Consider the following 14,717-nt stretch of genomic DNA (forward strand, 5'->3'; position numbering starts at 1 on the left):
ATAATACTGAATAAAACGGAGTCCGGAGACAAAGGCATGGAGCATACTTATTTTTTCCAAACAACAGTATGGAGGGCCAGCGGCACCTACTATGATGCGGAGGGGCGGTCGTTCCTGTTAATGGGAGAGGTGCAGGTGCGGCGCACGGCATCCGAATGGACGCTGGCAGGCACGCTCACCGTGCGGTCCGACCCGCCGGTTCAGTTTTCCAACAGCTACCGCATCGCGCGTACGGAAACGCCAGACACGCTTTGCTGGGAATCGTACAACCCCGCGCTGGGGACGCTGCGCGGCACATTTGAGATCGTCGGCCCGTGCATCGTATCAATATACCGCTCCACGGAGGACGGATACAGCGGTACGGAAACGCTGCGCCAGCTCGACGGGCAGACGTATGAAAACGTTGGGGTGTCGTTCCGAAACGGCAGGCGCATATCCTCGTGGACAGCGCGTATTCACAGAGAGGAGGCGGAAACGATTGGGCTACCGATGGATTGATATGGAGAACTATCCGCGCATCCAGCATTTTGCGTATTTCCGCGGCCTTGCCTATCCCTATGTAGGCTTGACGGCGGAGGTGGATATTACATTGCTGATGCAACGGATGGAGCGAGAGAGGATACCGTTTTTCCTAACGGTCTGCTATTGTGCGGCCCGTGCGGCAAACGCGGTGCCGCAGCTGCGCCAGCGGATTCGTGGGGACAAGATCATCGAATTTGACAGGTGTATGACATCGCATACTGTTGCGCTGGAAGATGGCACATACTGCTACTGTACACTGGACAGCGGGATGGCTTTTGGGGACTTCCTGTCCTATGCGGCGCGAGTGCAGGAGCGGGCGGCCACCGCCCGCTCGCTGGGCGAGAGCGAAGAGGATGCGGAGGCGTGCTTTTTTGTATCTACGCTGCCGTGGCTGACTTACACCGCGTTGGTGCAGCCGGTGCCGCAGCCTGCGGACAGCAATCCGCGCATCACATGGGGCAGATATTTCACACGGGAGCAGAGGACCCTGCTGCCGGTTTCTCTGTTGTGCCATCATGCATTGGTGGACGGAATACATATCGCCGCGTTTTACAGGGAGCTGGACAAACAGATCCGAATGGTAGCGGAAAACGGAAAGGATGGGAAACAGTACGGTTATGATGCAGAGCGGAACGCCCAAAACAGCAATTGACTACATCCACGCCCTCGGCCGCTTTACCGGCATGCCGGGGCTGCACCGCATCCGCGCGCTGTGCGCGGCGCTGGGGGACCCGCAGGACGGGCTGCGCTTCGTCCATATCGCAGGTACGAACGGCAAGGGCTCGACCGCGTGCATGACCGCGTCGATCCTGCAGGCTGCGGGCTATCGGGTGGGGCTGTATACTTCGCCATATCTGGTGCAGTTCCATGAGCGCATCCGTGTAAACGGCGCGCTGATATCGGACGGCGATCTCACACGGCTGTCCGGAGAGGTGGCGGCTGCGGCGAAAGGCCTGTCCCTGCCGGCTGGGGAAACGATCGGCGAATTTGAGTTCACCACCGCACTGGGGTTCCGGTATTTCGCGGAACAGGGCTGCGACATTGTGGTGCTGGAAACCGGGCTGGGCGGCCGGTGCGACGCAACCAATGTGGTGCGGACGACCGAGGTCAGCGTCATCACCCCGATTTCACGCGACCACATGGCGGTGCTGGGCGATACGGTGGCCGAGATCGCGGGGGAAAAGGCCGCGATCATCAAGCCGGCATCCGCTGTGGTGTGCGCAGACGGCCAGCCGGAGGAAGCGCAGGTCGTGATCCACCATGCGTGCGAAGCGCTGGGTGCGGTGTGGTATGAGGGAGAGCGCGAATGCCGCCTGCTGCGCTGCGGTATCGACGGTTCGGCCTTTGTCTGCCGGGGGCAGGGATACACTGTCGCCATGCCCGGCCGCCACCAACTACAGAACGCGATGACCGCGCTGCGCACTGTGGACGCTCTGCGGTTGCGCGGCTGGGAGATACCGGTGGAGGCCGCGGTGCGCGGCCTGGCGCGGGCGCGCATGCAGGGCCGCCTGGAGCGCGTGGTGGACCAGCCGCTCGTCCTGCTCGACGGGGCGCACAATGAGGCGGGGATAGAGGCGCTCTGCCGCACGGTGGACGAGCTTCTCAAAATGCGCCGCTTGCATGTGGTCATGGGCATGGTGCGGGATAAGGAGTACGAGGTCTGCGTCCGGCGGATGGCGCGGCGCGCGGACGTGTTCTATGCCTGCGCGCCGGATACGGAGGACCGTTCCCTGAACGAACAGACGGTTGCCGCGCTGGCGGAGCAGGGCTGCGCCGAGGTATATGACTGCCATACGGTAGAGCGTGCGCTGGCCGCGGCGCTGGGGAATGCCTCGCAGGAGGACTGCATTCTGGTGTGCGGCTCGCTGTTTCTGGTTGGAGAGGCCGAAAAAATCCTGCGGACGCGACAAAAAACGGCAGAATAAACAGTTAAATATTGGTAATATAAGGCTTGTACAAGGGTACAGGCCTTTTTCTTTTTGGGAGAACAAACGAGGTGAATATATATGCTGCATATCACACAGGCCGAGCGGGACGGTACGCTGATGATCTCGCTTTCCGGCGAGCTGGACCACCATGCGGCGCGTGCGGCTATCGAGCAGGCGGAGGACCTGCTTGTGCTTTACCCCTGCGAAAAGCTGATCCTCAACCTGTCCGGACTGACGTTCATGGACAGTTCGGGATTGGCGGTCGTGCTGCACCTGCACCGTACCTGCGCGCGCAGCGGCTATGAATTTATCGTGCGGGGCGCGCCGCCGCAGCCCATGCGCGTGTTCGAGGCTGCGGGACTGCCGCAGGTTATGATTTTTGAGAGGGGGGAATAAGATGCGCGCTGTCGTTAACAAAATGAGCCTGAAATTTGAAAGCCGCTCGGTCAATGAGGCGTTCGCGCGGCAGTCGGTAGGCGCGTTCGTGGCGCAGCTCGATCCCACGATGGAGGAGCTGGGCGATATCAAAACCGTGGTGAGCGAGGCGGTCACAAACGCGATCGTACACGGCTACGCGGATAAGGCCGGCTTTATCACGGTCGCGGTGCGCCTGCTGGAAGGGCGGGTGCTGGAGCTAAAGGTAAAGGACGCCGGCCGCGGCATAGAGAACGTCGAGCAGGCGCGCCAGCCCATGTTCACGACCGGCGACGATACGCGCAGCGGCATGGGCTTCACCATCATGGAAACCTTTACGGATAAGCTGCGCGTGCGCTCCACGCCCGGCAAGGGGACGATGGTGACCATGGTCAAGGTACTTAAGGAGCGCGGCGCGTGACGACCAGCATGCGCGGCCTGCTGGAACAGGCCGCCGCGGGCGACCGCGGCGCGGAAGCTCGGCTGATCGAGGAAAACAGCGGGTTGATTTGGTCGATCGCGCGGCGTTACTATGGGCGCGGCGCCGAACCGGACGATCTGTACCAGCTCGCCTGCGTGGGCTTTATCAAGGCGGTTCGCGGCTTTGACCCAGCGCTGGGCAACGAATTTTCCACCTATGCGGTACCCAAGATCGCGGGCGAGATCCGACGCTTCCTGCGGGACGACGGCGCGGTCAAGGTCAGCAGGTCGGTCAAGGAGCGGTCGGTGCGGGTGCGGCGCATCCAAAGCGAGCTGGAAAGCAGAACCGGTCGTTCGCCAACCGTGTCCGAGCTGGCGGAAGCCGCCGGTCTGACCGTGGAAGAGGTTGCTGCATGCGAGCAGGCGGACGTAGCCGTGGACTCCTTTGAACGCGAGCTATCCGGCGGCGGGCGGCTGGGCGATATTGTAGGCGACGAGGGCATGGAGGAGCGTGCCTGCCTGTATTTGTCCTTGGGCGAGGCGCTGAGGACGCTGCCGGATCGCGACCGGCAGGTGCTGGCGCTGCGTTTCTCGCGCGACCTAACACAGCAGCAGGTGTCCAGGATCATCGGAGTATCGCAGGTGCAGGTGTCGCGGATTGAAAAACGGGCGATCCAGGCGCTGCGGGAAAAGCTGATGGAATAGGCGGGCTGTCCGTTGAGGGACAGCCCGCTTGGGTTATTCTGATTCAGTTGCTTCCACAGAATCCGCAGATGTGTAAAAGGTCAGTTCGTTGAAAGCGGATTGGCATTCACCCTTCTTTTCGGAAATGGCGCTGGAGTAGGTCAGCTTGGAGTAGCCGCTGGGATAAGCAGAGATCAGGCTGTAATAATCGTTGACAGCTAGATAGTAGTTTTTTGCTGCATCATAAAAGTCGCCGGTGCCTTCTGTGCCAAGCAGTGTTTTGGCATCGTCCATAACATCTTTGGCGTAGCTGCGGAAATCATGGACGCTTTGGGCGCGGTCTTTGAGAGAACCGCTATTTAACTCTTCGTATGCGCTTTCATCAAAATAACAGTTCATGACACTTCCTGTTGTCGTCCAGTTCTCCAGTAGAAGTGATGCGGCAGAATCGATCGCCACCTCAGCCAGATAGAGGTTGCCAGCCGCATTGTTTAGATCCTCGTCTGTGGGGGAACCGCTGGAGTTCCCCTGTCCACATGCACACAGGGAAAACGTTATGACACCCGAGAATAACAGTGATAATACTTTTTTCATCTTTTTCGCCCTTTCTGTGTTTTGATTTTGGATTACTACCTAAACTATATCACAGTTTCTGGTTGAGGTCAACTGACCTCAGAAACAAAATGAGCCCTTGCTATTATGGAAAACAGTAGGAGGGTACATTCATGCTGGATACCAAGGCTGTTGGTAAAACAATACAGGGGCTGCGGCGGAAAAAAGGGTTGACGCAGGAACAACTGAGCGGTTTGGCTGCTCTTGACCGCACGCACTACAGTAAGATTGAGAGGGGGTTGCGCAGTCCGACGCTTGATACGATTTTTAAAATAGCATTTGCATTGGATATGGAGCCACACGAATTGATACAGGTGATCGAAAGGAACGTGGCATTTGACTTTATTGAATTTTAGTAAAAGAAAGAGGGCGGGCGCATCGCGTCCGTCCTCTTTTTCCAGCCTTATATCAGTTTTTCCATAAATTGCGCGGCCGATTTTGCCATTAACCGCTTGGTGCCTTTCTGGTCGAAGGCGATTTCGAGCAGCGCGTCGCCGCCCATGGGCTTGACCGAAACGACCATCCCATCGCCGAATGCCTTGTGGCGTACGCGGCAGCCGGCGGAGAAATCGGGCAGGGGGGAACCGGCCGGCTGTGCCGCGGGAGCGGCAAAGGAGGGGGCGGCCGCGGCAGGGGAAACATAACGCGCCCGCGCGACCTGCGCGCGGGACAGCCCGGGGTCGGGCTGGGTGACCTGCTGGAACATGCGGCGCTCCACAATGTTGCTGTCGAGCAGCTCGCGCGGCATCTCGTCGATAAAGCGGGAGGGATGCGCGTATTGAGTGCGGCCGTACAGCATGCGCCGTTCGGCACAAGTCAGGTACAACTGCTCCTTGGCGCGCGTCACCGCAACGTAGCACAGGCGGCGCTCCTCCTCCATATCCTCGTCGCGCTCCATCGCGCGGAAGCCGGGAAACAGGCCGTCCTCCATGCCCGCGAGGAATACGACCGGAAATTCCAGCCCCTTGGCCGAGTGCATGGTCATCATCAGGACCGCGTCCTCCTCCTCGCCGGACTGGTCGGCGTCTGTGTACAGCGCCATTTCCTCAAGGAAGCCCGCAAGAGAAGCGTCGTCATGGTCGTTTTCATAGCTGACGATGTAGGATTTAAGCTCTTCGATATGCTCGATACGGCTCTGCTCCTCCGCGCCGCCCCTGGCTTCCAACGCGGCGAGATAGCCGGTCTGGTCGAGCAGCCCGTCGTACAGCTCGGAAAGGGAGAGGAACTCCTTCTGCTTCCGCAGGTTTTCCATCATTTCGCCGAATTTTTCCATCGCCGCCGCGCCGCGGGACAGGGCGGGATAGTCCGACGCGTGGCACACCGTTTCGTACAGCGTCACGCCGTTTCCCACAGCGAGCTGTGCCGCCGTTTCAACCGATTTGTCGCCGATCTTGCGCGCGGGTACATTGATGATGCGGCGCAGGCGCAGCTCGTCCGCTGGATTTTCCAGCACCCACAGGTAAGCGAACATATCGCGCACCTCGGCGCGCGAGAAGAAGTCGCGTCCCTTGTACACACGGTAGGGGATGCCCGCGCGGATGAACGCGGCCGCGATATTGTCCGACAGGACGTTGTTGCGGTAAAGCACCGCGAAATCACCCCAGCGAAGTCCCTGCTCCACTCCCTCGCGGATGGTATCCGCGATGTAGGCGGCCTCGCCCTCCTGGCTGTCCGAGCGGTGCAGGTGGATCTTGGCGCCGTCGCCGTGGTCGGTCCACAGCTCCTTGCCCTTGCGGCCGACATTGTTGCGGATGACCTCGTTGGCGGCGTTCAGGATATTGCCGGTCGAACGGTAGTTCTGTTCCAGACGGATGGTTTTCGCGTCCTTGAACTGCTTTTCAAATTCGAGAATATTGGTAATGGTGGCTCCCCGGAATTTGTAAATGGATTGGTCGTCGTCCCCGACAACGCAGATGTTCTCGTAATAGCCCGCCAGCAGGCTGGTCAGCACATACTGGGCGTAGTTGGTGTCCTGATACTCGTCCACCAGCACATAGCGAAATTTGCGCTGGTAGTATTCCAGCACATCCGGATTGCTCTGCAGCAGGAGGACGGTTTTCATGATAATGTCGTCGAAATCAAGCGCACAGGCCTTTTTCATTTCTTTTTCGTAAAGCTGGTACACCTCCGCGACCTTTTCGCGGAAGTAGTCGCCCGCCCCGTCCGCGCGGAACTGCCTAGGGGTCATCAGCTTGTCCTTGGCGCGGCTGATCATACTCATGACGGTGCGCGGGTCGAACGTTTTGGTATCCAGGTTGAGCGATTTCATCACGTTCGTGACGACGCGCTTTTTATCGTCCTCGTCATAGATGGTGAAAGCGGTCTCAAAGCCGAGCAGGTCGACATGGCGCCGCAGGATGCGCAGGCAGGCGGTATGGAACGTATAGGCCCAGACGGCGGAGGCGGATTCTTCATCTCCCAGCGCGGCCTGCAGGCGCTCGCGCAGCTCGCGCGCGGCCTTGTTGGTGAACGTGATCGCGATGACCTCCCACGGCTTTGCCGGATGCATGGCGCACAGCCGCTCCGCGTGTTCCCGATTTTCCGGCTGAGGGGCGGTCAGGTATTCGGTGAGGAACAGCAGGTCCTCCTCGGTGGCGCCTGCAGGCGCATAGGAGCTGTCCAGCCCCTCGCCAAAGCGCAGGATATTGATGATGCGGTTGATGAGCACGGTGGTTTTGCCGCTACCCGCGCCCGCAAGGATAAGCAGCGGCCCCTCGGTGGCAAATACCGCCTCGCGCTGCTTTTCGTTCAGGGAAGAAAAGCGCCGCTCTATAATGGCGCGCCGTATGGACGCGTACTTCAGGTCGAATTTGGTCGGTTCCATAGGTTTCCTCGTTTCATGATGGAGATACAAAACCAGTATAGCATAAAAACAGAGGGAAAACAAATGTTCCCGTTCCGACCCTGCGGGAGTGCCGCAGGATGATAAAATCTCCTTTTTTGTATTTTTGTGGAATAAAAATAGGCATTTGTGGAGTTTAACTCAACAAATGGTGAGTGTAAACGCACAAAAGTAGAATAGCATGATATTTTTATCGGGGCATTACATGGGTAGACTTATTACCATGAGGTGATAAGAATGGATTTCAGGCATTCCGATAAATACAGGAAGCTCGGGCTTAATGTCGCATACTACCGGAAGGACCGGCATTTCACGCAGGAAGGACTGGCGGAGGTAATCGATGTGGACCGGTCCACGATCGCGAAAATCGAGGGCGCGACAGCAGGTGCGTCAATGGATACCCTGTTCGATATCGCGGACGCGCTGGAGCTCCCTGCGTATAAGCTGCTGGAATTCCGCGATTGATACGCTGGCGCGGACCAAAACGCCGATAAAAAAACCGCCCTGGACAGGGCGGTTTTTTTCAGGCAAAGCCCAGCAAAAGGCTCGCGGTATGCACGATAAAGCACAGCGCACAGCCGAAAACTGTGGGCAGGGCGATGGCGGCAAGCGTCCATTTGACGCTGCGGCATTCCTTCCAGATCGTCAGGCAGGTGGTGGAGCAAGGCCAGTGTGCAACGGCAAAGAACAGCGTGCAGAGCGCGGTTGTCAGCGTCCAGCCGTTGGCGAGCAACAGGGTATGGAACGAGGCAAGGTCTGCGATGTCCGCAAGCGTACCGGTTGCCAGATAGCCCATCACGATCAGCGGCATGACCAGCTCGTTGGCGGGGAAGCCCAGCACGAAAGCCAGCAGGATGACTCCATCCAGGCCGAGCAGCCGCGCAAAGGGGTCGAGGAAAGCAGTCAGATGGCTGAAAACCGGAATGCCGCCGACCGTGATATTGGCGAGCAGCCAGATCACCAGCCCAGCGGGCGCGGCGACCGCTGCCGCCCGACCCAGGACGAACAGGGTGCGGTCGAATATACTGCGCAGGATGACCCTGCCGATCTGCGGCGCACGGTAGGGGGGCAGCTCGAGGGTGAAGGAGGAGGGCACCCCTTTCAGTATTGTCGCGGAGAGCAGGCGGGAGGCGGCGAGCGTGAGCAGCACGCTGCCTGCGATGACCGTGGTCAGCAGCAGGGAGCCGCCGGCGGCGCTGCCGGCAAAAAAGACCGAGCAGAGGAAGATCAGCAGCGGGAAGCGCCCGTTGCAGGGGGCGAACGAGTTGGTGAGCATGGCGATCAGACGCTCGCGCGGGGAGTCGATGATGCGGCAGCCGACAACGCCGCAGGCGTTGCATCCAAACCCCATGCACATGCTTGGGGAAAAAGTGGATGCGAACTTTTTGTTCGTTTTTTTATATAGTGAAAAGGAGGAGCTTGACTCACTCCGGCAGGAAAAAGGCAGTCCGCCACAAGCTCAAGCGCCAGCATGCACGGCATCGAGCGTTATTTTGGGGAAAAGAGGCGGAGAAAGTGCGGGAAATGCTGTGTTTGCCGCGGAAAACCGTAATCAGGAAGGTGTTATATACATATTATAGATATGTAAGAACCTGTACGAGTAAAAGGATGCAAAAAGGAGGTATGCGCATGACTGACTCCAAGCCCAAAGCGCGTCCGGCACAGCACAGCAGTACCTTACTGGAGTTGCTGGAGAACGTGATCGCCGCACAATTTGAAATGGAGAAAACAGCTACATAAGCGGTCGTGACCGTTCGCAGGCGGAAAACGAAGGGAGGAGGCTCGCTTGCATGATCGTATTGCCGCCAACCGGGCGGTACTATATCTGCGGCTGAGCCGCGATGACGCCAACCGGGGTGAGAGCGAGAGCATCCATAACCAGCGTGCCCTGCTGCGGGAGTATGCCGCACGGCAAGGCTTCTCTATGGCGGACGAGTATGTAGACGACGGGTGGCCGGGGACGAACTTCGACCGCCCTCGCTTTCAGGACATGCTGCGCGATATGGAGCAGCACCGGTTCGACATCGTGCTGGTCAAGGACCTGTCCCGCTTGGGGCGCGATTATATCCAGATCGGACGATATATAGAGCTGGTGTTCCCAGAACACGGCGTGCGTCTGATCGCGGTCAATGACGGGCTCGATACCGCGCGGGCGGATACCGATATGGCGCCGTTCCGCAATGTTGTCAATGAGATGTATGCGCGCGATACCAGCCGGAAAATCCGCAGCGCCTTGCGCGCGAAAATGCAGGAAGGGAAATTCGTCGGGAATTTCGCACCCTATGGGTATCAAAAAGACCCCAGGGATAAAAACCATCTGATTCCGGACGGGTATGCGGCGCAGATCGTGCGGCAGATCTTTATTTGGGCGGCGGCGGGCTCCCGTCCGGCGGAGATCGCGCGGAGGCTGGGTGAGCGCGGGGAACCGCCGCCCGCATTATACCGCTGCCAGGCGCATCCTGAGCTGAATCCGGACTGCTACTCAAAGCACAAGGAATGGACTGCGGGCGGTGTCAGCCGGATCCTGCGGGATACGGTCTATCTGGGCTGTATCGTGCAGGGGAAGACGGATAAGATCAGCTTCAAGAGTAAGAAAACGCGGGAAAAGCAGCCGGAGGAATGGATCGTTGTACCGGAACGGCATGAGCCGCTGGTCTCGGTGCAGACCTTTGAGACGGTACAGCACCAGCGCGCGTCCCGCCGCTGTGGCCGGAAAGGGACGTTTGAAAATCTCTTTTCGGGCCTGGCGTTTTGTATGGACTGCGGCAAGGCCATGTCCACGGTCGGTACGCGGAAAAAGGGTTCGGCCGCGAATCTGGCCTGCGGCGCATACAAGCTGCACGGCACATCGGCCTGCTCTAATCATTTTATCGCGTATGAGAGCCTGTATCGCTGCGTGCTGGAGGCGGTGCGCCGGTATGCCTGTCTGTCCGAGAAGGAATGCGACGACCTGTTTGAACGCCTGAACCGCCGCCTGCGGTTGGCCGAGCGGGAACAGGAAGCCGGACGCGAGCGGGAGTGGCTGGATCAGGAACTGGCCCGTATGCAGCGCCTGGTCGCACAGCTTTATGAGGATCGTTCAGCGGGCAGGATAGGAGGGACAAATTTCTATCCGCTGCTCGAAAGATACGAACAGAAAACGGCCCAGCTGCAAAAACAGCGCGATGCGTTGCAGCCGGATGCCGGAGATGCGGGCCTGTGGCAGCAGCAGGAGCATCTGCGCGCCCTGATCCGCCAGTATAAGGATATCGACGAGTTGACGCCGCCGTTGCTCTTTGAACTGATCGGGCGGATCGAAGTAGGGCAAGGTACATACGAAAAAACAGAAAGGGGTAGGGCCAAACGGCAGAAGCTCTCGATCTCTTTCCGTTTTCTGCCCGAGCCCTGTGAAGTGGAATGGATTGAATAAGCGGGGCATGCCGATGAAGATCGGATGCGTCCCGCTTTCTATTGAATCGGGGATACGCAAAACGGGCGTCCGGCTCAACGCCGGACGCCCGTTCCATTTCCCGAATGTATCAGAGGAAAATATATTTGAGGATAAACAGGACCGCCAGTACATACATCAGCGGCGCGACCTTTTTCCCCTTGCCGGCCGCCAGGTTGAGCAGCACATAGGAGATAATGCCCATGGAGATGCCCTCGGAGATGCTGTAGAACAGCGGCATCGAAAGAATGGCGAGGTAAGCCGGAATGGCATCGGTCAGGTTGTCCAGATCGAAGCGGATTTCCGTCACCGTGCCAACCATCAGGAAGCCGACCATGATGAGCGCGGGCGCGGTGGCGAACGAGGGGATCGCGGTGAAAATCGGCGCGAACAGGGTGGATACCAGGAACAGGCCGGCGGTGACGAGGGCGGTCAGGCCGGTACGGCCGCCGACCGCAACGCCGGAGGCGGATTCGACGAACGTCGTCGTGGTCGAGGTGCCGAGCACCGCGCCGGCGGAGGTCGCAATTGCGTCGGACAGCAGGGCGGGCTTGATGCGGGGCAGCTTACCATCCTTATCCAGCATATCCGCCTTGGTGGCAACGCCGATCAGCGTACCCAGGGTATCGAAGATATCTACAAACAGGAACGAGAAGATCACAACGATAAAATTGATGATGCCGACCGTGCTGAAGTCCACGTTGAAGCACTGGCCGAACGTCAGGCCGAGCTTGGTGAAATCGGTCATGCCAAACGCGGGGAACAGGGAGTAGAAGCCCGCTTCCGCGTCTGGAACATACAGGCCGACCCCCTGACAGGCCATGCCAATGATCCAGGTCAGCAGGATGCCGAACAGGATAGCGCCCTTGACCTGATGGATATACAGCACGGCGGTGATAAACAGGCCGACCAGCGCGAGCAGCGCGCAGATGCCAGCGGTATGGAAGTTATCCGTAAAGCTGGTGATGGTAACGAGCGTGGAGGAATCCACGGACAGCCCCGCGTTCTGTAGGCCGATAAAGGCGATGAACAGGCCGATGCCCACGGAAACGCCGCGTTTGAGCGTCAGCGGGATCGCATTGAAGATCGCCTCGCGCACATTGGTCAGCGAGAGGACGACAAAGATCAGACCCTCGACAAAGACGGCGAGCAGCGCGACCTGCCAGCTGTAGCCGTAACCGGCGACGACCGTATACGCCATAAAAGCGTTCAAGCCCATGCCGGCGGACAGGGCAAACGGCAGGTTGGCCATCAGCGCCATGCACACCGTGCCGATGAACGAAGCCAGCGCGGTAGCGAGCAGGACGGCGGTCGGGTCCATGCCGGTCGAACCGAGAATGCTTGGATTGACCGCGAGGATATACGCCATGGTCATAAACGTGGTGACGCCGGCCATGACCTCGGTCCGGACGGTGGTCTTATTATCGGACAGCTTGAATACTCTTTCCAACATTTTGTTTTTCAGCCCCTTTTCTTTCTCTGGTTTCCCTTTCTTATTTGCCGTCGTAGGATACGACGGTCGCCAGCGGATAGTCTTTCAGACGGTCGCGCCCATGCAGGCCCTTCAGCTCCAGCAGGCAGACGATCTTGACGACCTTTGCGCCGAGCTGCTCCAACAGATGCGCCGCCGCCTCCAGCGTGCCGCCGGTCGCGATCAGGTCGTCGATCAGGACGACACGCATGCCGGGCTTGATATCGTCCTTATGGACCTCGATTGTGGCGGTGCCGTACTCTAGGCTGTAGGTCGCCCCGACTGTCTCGCGGGGCAGCTTGCCCTCCTTGCGGATGGGGATGAACGGCTTGTGCAGTTTGTACGCGATCGGCATACCGAACAGGAAGCCGCGGGATTCCAGACCCGCGACCACATCGAACGGCTCCCCCTCGAGCAGCGCGGCCATCTCGTCGACCGAAAGCTGCAGACCGTCCGCGCTGCCGATGGCGGTGGTGATGTCGCGGAAGATCACGCCCGGTTCGGGAAAATCCGGAATGCTGGTGATATACGGTTCTATTTTGCTCATGCTTCCTCCTTCTTTGGTGCGGGCGGTGCGGCCCGCGGTTTTTGTGGCTGGTTTCCCCCTGTCTGCGGCGGACGCGCGCCCGAATGCCACGACCGCGCCGCATACAAATTAATTGTAACAAATCTTTCGCACTTTACAAGAGCTTTATTTGCCGAAATACGACAAGATATCCGTTTTTATTTTTATATGTCAGATTGGGCGGCAGGGGTTGCACAGCGTATGGTTTGTCAGACACATTTTGATTTGATATAATATGTATCAAGTCTAATCTGCAATCTTAATCAGAACCTGCGTCATGTATTCTTTTTCGTTGGCAATCATATAGTCTGTAAGCTCGCGCTCAAAGGAATATCCTGTAAGCTGTAGATTGTGTTCGTTGGCATAATTTAGCATTTTTTTATATAATTCAGGAAGTCTGTCCCATCCACCTTTTAGATAGCCGCACAGATACGCTCCCTTTGGCCTTATCATAAAACCGCTTTGCTTTTTATGTTCCATTATCACCGTATATAAGCCGTCATATTTGTCAAATTGTCCCTCCTGAAGCTTATATAGAGAGATATAGCTCCCTACGCCTGAGCGATACTGTTCTGGCGGCCAGATACTTTGAACATATGTAAAGACTTTGATAAGGTTATCCTCCTCAAATTCATAAGGGACGGTCAACAGATATTCTTTTTTCAGATAAACTATTTCTATATGGATATCGCTGATTTGCTGGCAAAGTAAAAGATGTTCTTTTTTCTGGCTTAGAACAGACTTGACCGCTTTCAGCTTTCGGATTTCCGCATCAATTTCCCGTTGCTTGACAGAAACAATTTCAAGGAATTTCTGTTCGTCAAAGGAATGGATAAATGCTTTGATCTCCGCAATGCTCAGATTGAGTTCTTTCAGCATACGGATATATTCAAAATCTATGCTCTGTGAATAGTCATAATATCGATATCCGTTCTCCCCCTTGTAGCGTGGAGAAAACAAACCGATATAATCGTAATAATGCAACGTCCTTTTATTGACATTGTGTAATTCTGCGAACTGTGCGGTTGTAAGCCGTATGGTTTTATTTTCCATAAATTACCTCGTTGACATTACACTTACTGTATAGTTTATGATAAGTATATGCCAAATGAAAGCAAAAGGAAAGGGGTTTGACCGGATATGGAAAATAACATAAAATTAAGAGAGTTAAAGAAAGAAGATGTACCAGCATTGGAAGATGTGATAAGAAAAACATGGAATTATGACAGATTTGCAACCCCAAAGACAGCTCGTAAGCTTGCAAAAGTCTATCTTGCAACCTGTTTGACAAATCAGACCTATACGCGAGTTGCGGAAGTCAACGGTGTTCCTGTGGGACTGATTTTGGGAAAGGATATAGAAAAACATCACTGTCCGCCGAAATATCGCCTGCGCCAAATATCCGCATTATGCGGATTGCTGATTTCTAAAGAGGGGCGTGAAATACTGAATTTCTATAAGAATGTGGACGATATAGACAACCGGCTCTTAAGACAGTGCAGCAAAGACTATAAAGGGGAGCTTGCCCTGTTTGCCCTGTCCCCCGAATACAGAGGGCTTGGGATCGGGAAAATGCTGTTCCGCTGTTTATTAGCCTATATGGAAAGCCGGAGTATTAGCGATTTCTATCTTTATACCGATACAAGCTGTAATTTCGGATTTTATGAGCATCAGGGCATGGTACGCCAACAGCAGTACAAACACCTTGTCCATATGAAAGGACAAAAAGGCGAATTGGAATTTTATCTTTATGACATGGCGGTATAAAATCATAAATTTTGATTTTACCTGAATTTATTTGCTTTCGAAAAGGTTAGCATAAATAAAAAACG

At 56.7% G+C, this 14,717-nt stretch carries 15 protein-coding genes and 1 pseudogene; 10 read left to right on the top strand and 6 right to left on the bottom strand.

Annotated elements, in window-relative coordinates; translation table 11 throughout:
- Nucleotides 1-36 precede the first annotated feature (36 nt).
- The 6 genes from DBQ51_RS12265 to DBQ51_RS12290 all read left to right on the top strand — a co-directional run bounded on the left by DBQ51_RS12265 (nt 37) and on the right by DBQ51_RS12290 (nt 3,989).
- The gene (locus tag DBQ51_RS12265; RefSeq protein ID WP_054326374.1) at nt 37-498 is read left to right on the top strand and encodes a hypothetical protein; all 462 of its coding nucleotides are present in this window, start codon (nt 37-39) and stop codon (nt 496-498) included.
- Complete coding sequence (locus DBQ51_RS12270; protein WP_054326375.1) at nt 479-1,174, top strand: CatA-like O-acetyltransferase; 696 nt, start codon at nt 479-481, stop codon at nt 1,172-1,174. Before DBQ51_RS12265 ends, DBQ51_RS12270 begins: the two co-directional genes overlap by 20 nt.
- Nucleotides 1,140-2,447, top strand: a complete 1,308-nt coding sequence (locus DBQ51_RS12275; RefSeq protein WP_159068176.1) for a bifunctional folylpolyglutamate synthase/dihydrofolate synthase — start codon at nt 1,140-1,142, stop codon at nt 2,445-2,447. The genes DBQ51_RS12270 and DBQ51_RS12275 overlap by 35 nt, the downstream gene beginning before the upstream one ends.
- 81 nt (nt 2,448-2,528) lie before the next feature.
- Nucleotides 2,529-2,846, top strand: coding sequence for an anti-sigma factor antagonist (locus DBQ51_RS12280; RefSeq protein WP_054326377.1), 318 nt, complete (start codon nt 2,529-2,531; stop codon nt 2,844-2,846).
- 1 nt (nt 2,847) lies between these two features.
- A complete protein-coding gene (spoIIAB, locus tag DBQ51_RS12285) occupies nt 2,848-3,285 on the top strand; it encodes an anti-sigma F factor (RefSeq protein ID WP_054326378.1) in 438 nt (145 codons plus the stop codon).
- A complete protein-coding gene (locus tag DBQ51_RS12290) occupies nt 3,282-3,989 on the top strand; it encodes a sigma-70 family RNA polymerase sigma factor (RefSeq protein ID WP_242977925.1) in 708 nt (235 codons plus the stop codon). Before spoIIAB ends, DBQ51_RS12290 begins: the two co-directional genes overlap by 4 nt.
- A 33-nt stretch (nt 3,990-4,022) precedes the next feature.
- Here DBQ51_RS12290 and DBQ51_RS16665 read toward each other — a convergent pair whose 3' ends face one another.
- On the bottom strand, nt 4,023-4,562 hold the full coding sequence (locus tag DBQ51_RS16665) for a hypothetical protein (protein WP_159068177.1): 540 nt from the start codon (nt 4,560-4,562) through the stop codon (nt 4,023-4,025).
- 131 nt (nt 4,563-4,693) lie between these two features.
- On the opposite strand from DBQ51_RS16665, the gene DBQ51_RS12300 reads away from it, so the two are divergent.
- Nucleotides 4,694-4,936: a helix-turn-helix domain-containing protein gene (locus DBQ51_RS12300; protein WP_082396823.1), complete on the top strand. Its 243-nt coding sequence runs from the start codon at nt 4,694-4,696 to the stop codon at nt 4,934-4,936.
- Between the two features lie 47 nt (nt 4,937-4,983).
- On the opposite strand, the gene DBQ51_RS12305 is transcribed toward DBQ51_RS12300, so the two are convergent.
- The gene (locus DBQ51_RS12305) at nt 4,984-7,404 is read right to left on the bottom strand and encodes an ATP-dependent helicase (RefSeq protein ID WP_107631691.1); all 2,421 of its coding nucleotides are present in this window, start codon (nt 7,402-7,404) and stop codon (nt 4,984-4,986) included.
- A gap of 255 nt (nt 7,405-7,659) precedes the next feature.
- On the opposite strand from DBQ51_RS12305, the gene DBQ51_RS12310 reads away from it, so the two are divergent.
- On the top strand, nt 7,660-7,887 hold the full coding sequence (locus tag DBQ51_RS12310; RefSeq protein ID WP_054326381.1) for a helix-turn-helix transcriptional regulator: 228 nt from the start codon (nt 7,660-7,662) through the stop codon (nt 7,885-7,887).
- A 58-nt stretch (nt 7,888-7,945) separates the two neighbouring features.
- Here DBQ51_RS12310 and DBQ51_RS12315 read toward each other — a convergent pair.
- Nucleotides 7,946-8,782, bottom strand: a pseudogene (locus tag DBQ51_RS12315) (nucleoside recognition domain-containing protein); the annotation flags it as partial.
- A gap of 426 nt (nt 8,783-9,208) precedes the next feature.
- On the opposite strand from DBQ51_RS12315, the gene DBQ51_RS12320 reads away from it, so the two are divergent.
- Nucleotides 9,209-10,831: a recombinase family protein gene (locus DBQ51_RS12320; protein ID WP_107631692.1), complete on the top strand. Its 1,623-nt coding sequence runs from the start codon at nt 9,209-9,211 to the stop codon at nt 10,829-10,831.
- 109 nt (nt 10,832-10,940) lie between these two features.
- On the opposite strand, the gene DBQ51_RS12325 is transcribed toward DBQ51_RS12320, so the two are convergent.
- From DBQ51_RS12325 to DBQ51_RS12335, 3 genes are all read right to left on the bottom strand, one after another.
- Nucleotides 10,941-12,302, bottom strand: a complete 1,362-nt coding sequence (locus tag DBQ51_RS12325; RefSeq protein WP_054326385.1) for an NCS2 family permease — start codon at nt 12,300-12,302, stop codon at nt 10,941-10,943.
- A 40-nt stretch (nt 12,303-12,342) separates the two neighbouring features.
- Nucleotides 12,343-12,867, bottom strand: coding sequence for an adenine phosphoribosyltransferase (locus tag DBQ51_RS12330; protein ID WP_054326386.1), 525 nt, complete (start codon nt 12,865-12,867; stop codon nt 12,343-12,345).
- A 264-nt stretch (nt 12,868-13,131) separates the two neighbouring features.
- On the bottom strand, nt 13,132-13,938 hold the full coding sequence (locus DBQ51_RS12335; protein WP_054326387.1) for a MerR family transcriptional regulator: 807 nt from the start codon (nt 13,936-13,938) through the stop codon (nt 13,132-13,134).
- An 87-nt stretch (nt 13,939-14,025) separates the two neighbouring features.
- On the opposite strand from DBQ51_RS12335, the gene DBQ51_RS12340 reads away from it, so the two are divergent.
- On the top strand, nt 14,026-14,652 hold the full coding sequence (locus DBQ51_RS12340; RefSeq protein ID WP_107631693.1) for a GNAT family N-acetyltransferase: 627 nt from the start codon (nt 14,026-14,028) through the stop codon (nt 14,650-14,652).
- Nucleotides 14,653-14,717: the final 65 nt, after the last annotated feature.

This window comes from Agathobaculum massiliense, from assembly GCF_900291975.1.
Taxonomy (GTDB): Bacteria; Bacillota; Clostridia; order Oscillospirales; family Butyricicoccaceae; genus Agathobaculum; species Agathobaculum ammoniilyticum.

Coding starts and splice junctions, on each gene's coding strand:
- DBQ51_RS12265 (WP_054326374.1), top strand. CDS start 37: ATGGAGCATACTTATTTTTTCCAAACAACAGTATGGAGGGCCAGCGGC.
- DBQ51_RS12275 (WP_159068176.1), top strand. CDS start 1,140: ATGATGCAGAGCGGAACGCCCAAAACAGCAATTGACTACATCCACGCC.
- DBQ51_RS12280 (WP_054326377.1), top strand. CDS start 2,529: ATGCTGCATATCACACAGGCCGAGCGGGACGGTACGCTGATGATCTCG.
- spoIIAB (WP_054326378.1), top strand. CDS start 2,848: ATGCGCGCTGTCGTTAACAAAATGAGCCTGAAATTTGAAAGCCGCTCG.
- DBQ51_RS16665 (WP_159068177.1), bottom strand. CDS start 4,562: ATGAAAAAAGTATTATCACTGTTATTCTCGGGTGTCATAACGTTTTCC.
- DBQ51_RS12300 (WP_082396823.1), top strand. CDS start 4,694: ATGCTGGATACCAAGGCTGTTGGTAAAACAATACAGGGGCTGCGGCGG.
- DBQ51_RS12305 (WP_107631691.1), bottom strand. CDS start 7,404: ATGGAACCGACCAAATTCGACCTGAAGTACGCGTCCATACGGCGCGCC.
- DBQ51_RS12310 (WP_054326381.1), top strand. CDS start 7,660: ATGGATTTCAGGCATTCCGATAAATACAGGAAGCTCGGGCTTAATGTC.
- DBQ51_RS12325 (WP_054326385.1), bottom strand. CDS start 12,302: ATGTTGGAAAGAGTATTCAAGCTGTCCGATAATAAGACCACCGTCCGG.
- DBQ51_RS12330 (WP_054326386.1), bottom strand. CDS start 12,867: ATGAGCAAAATAGAACCGTATATCACCAGCATTCCGGATTTTCCCGAA.
- DBQ51_RS12335 (WP_054326387.1), bottom strand. CDS start 13,938: ATGGAAAATAAAACCATACGGCTTACAACCGCACAGTTCGCAGAATTA.
- DBQ51_RS12340 (WP_107631693.1), top strand. CDS start 14,026: ATGGAAAATAACATAAAATTAAGAGAGTTAAAGAAAGAAGATGTACCA.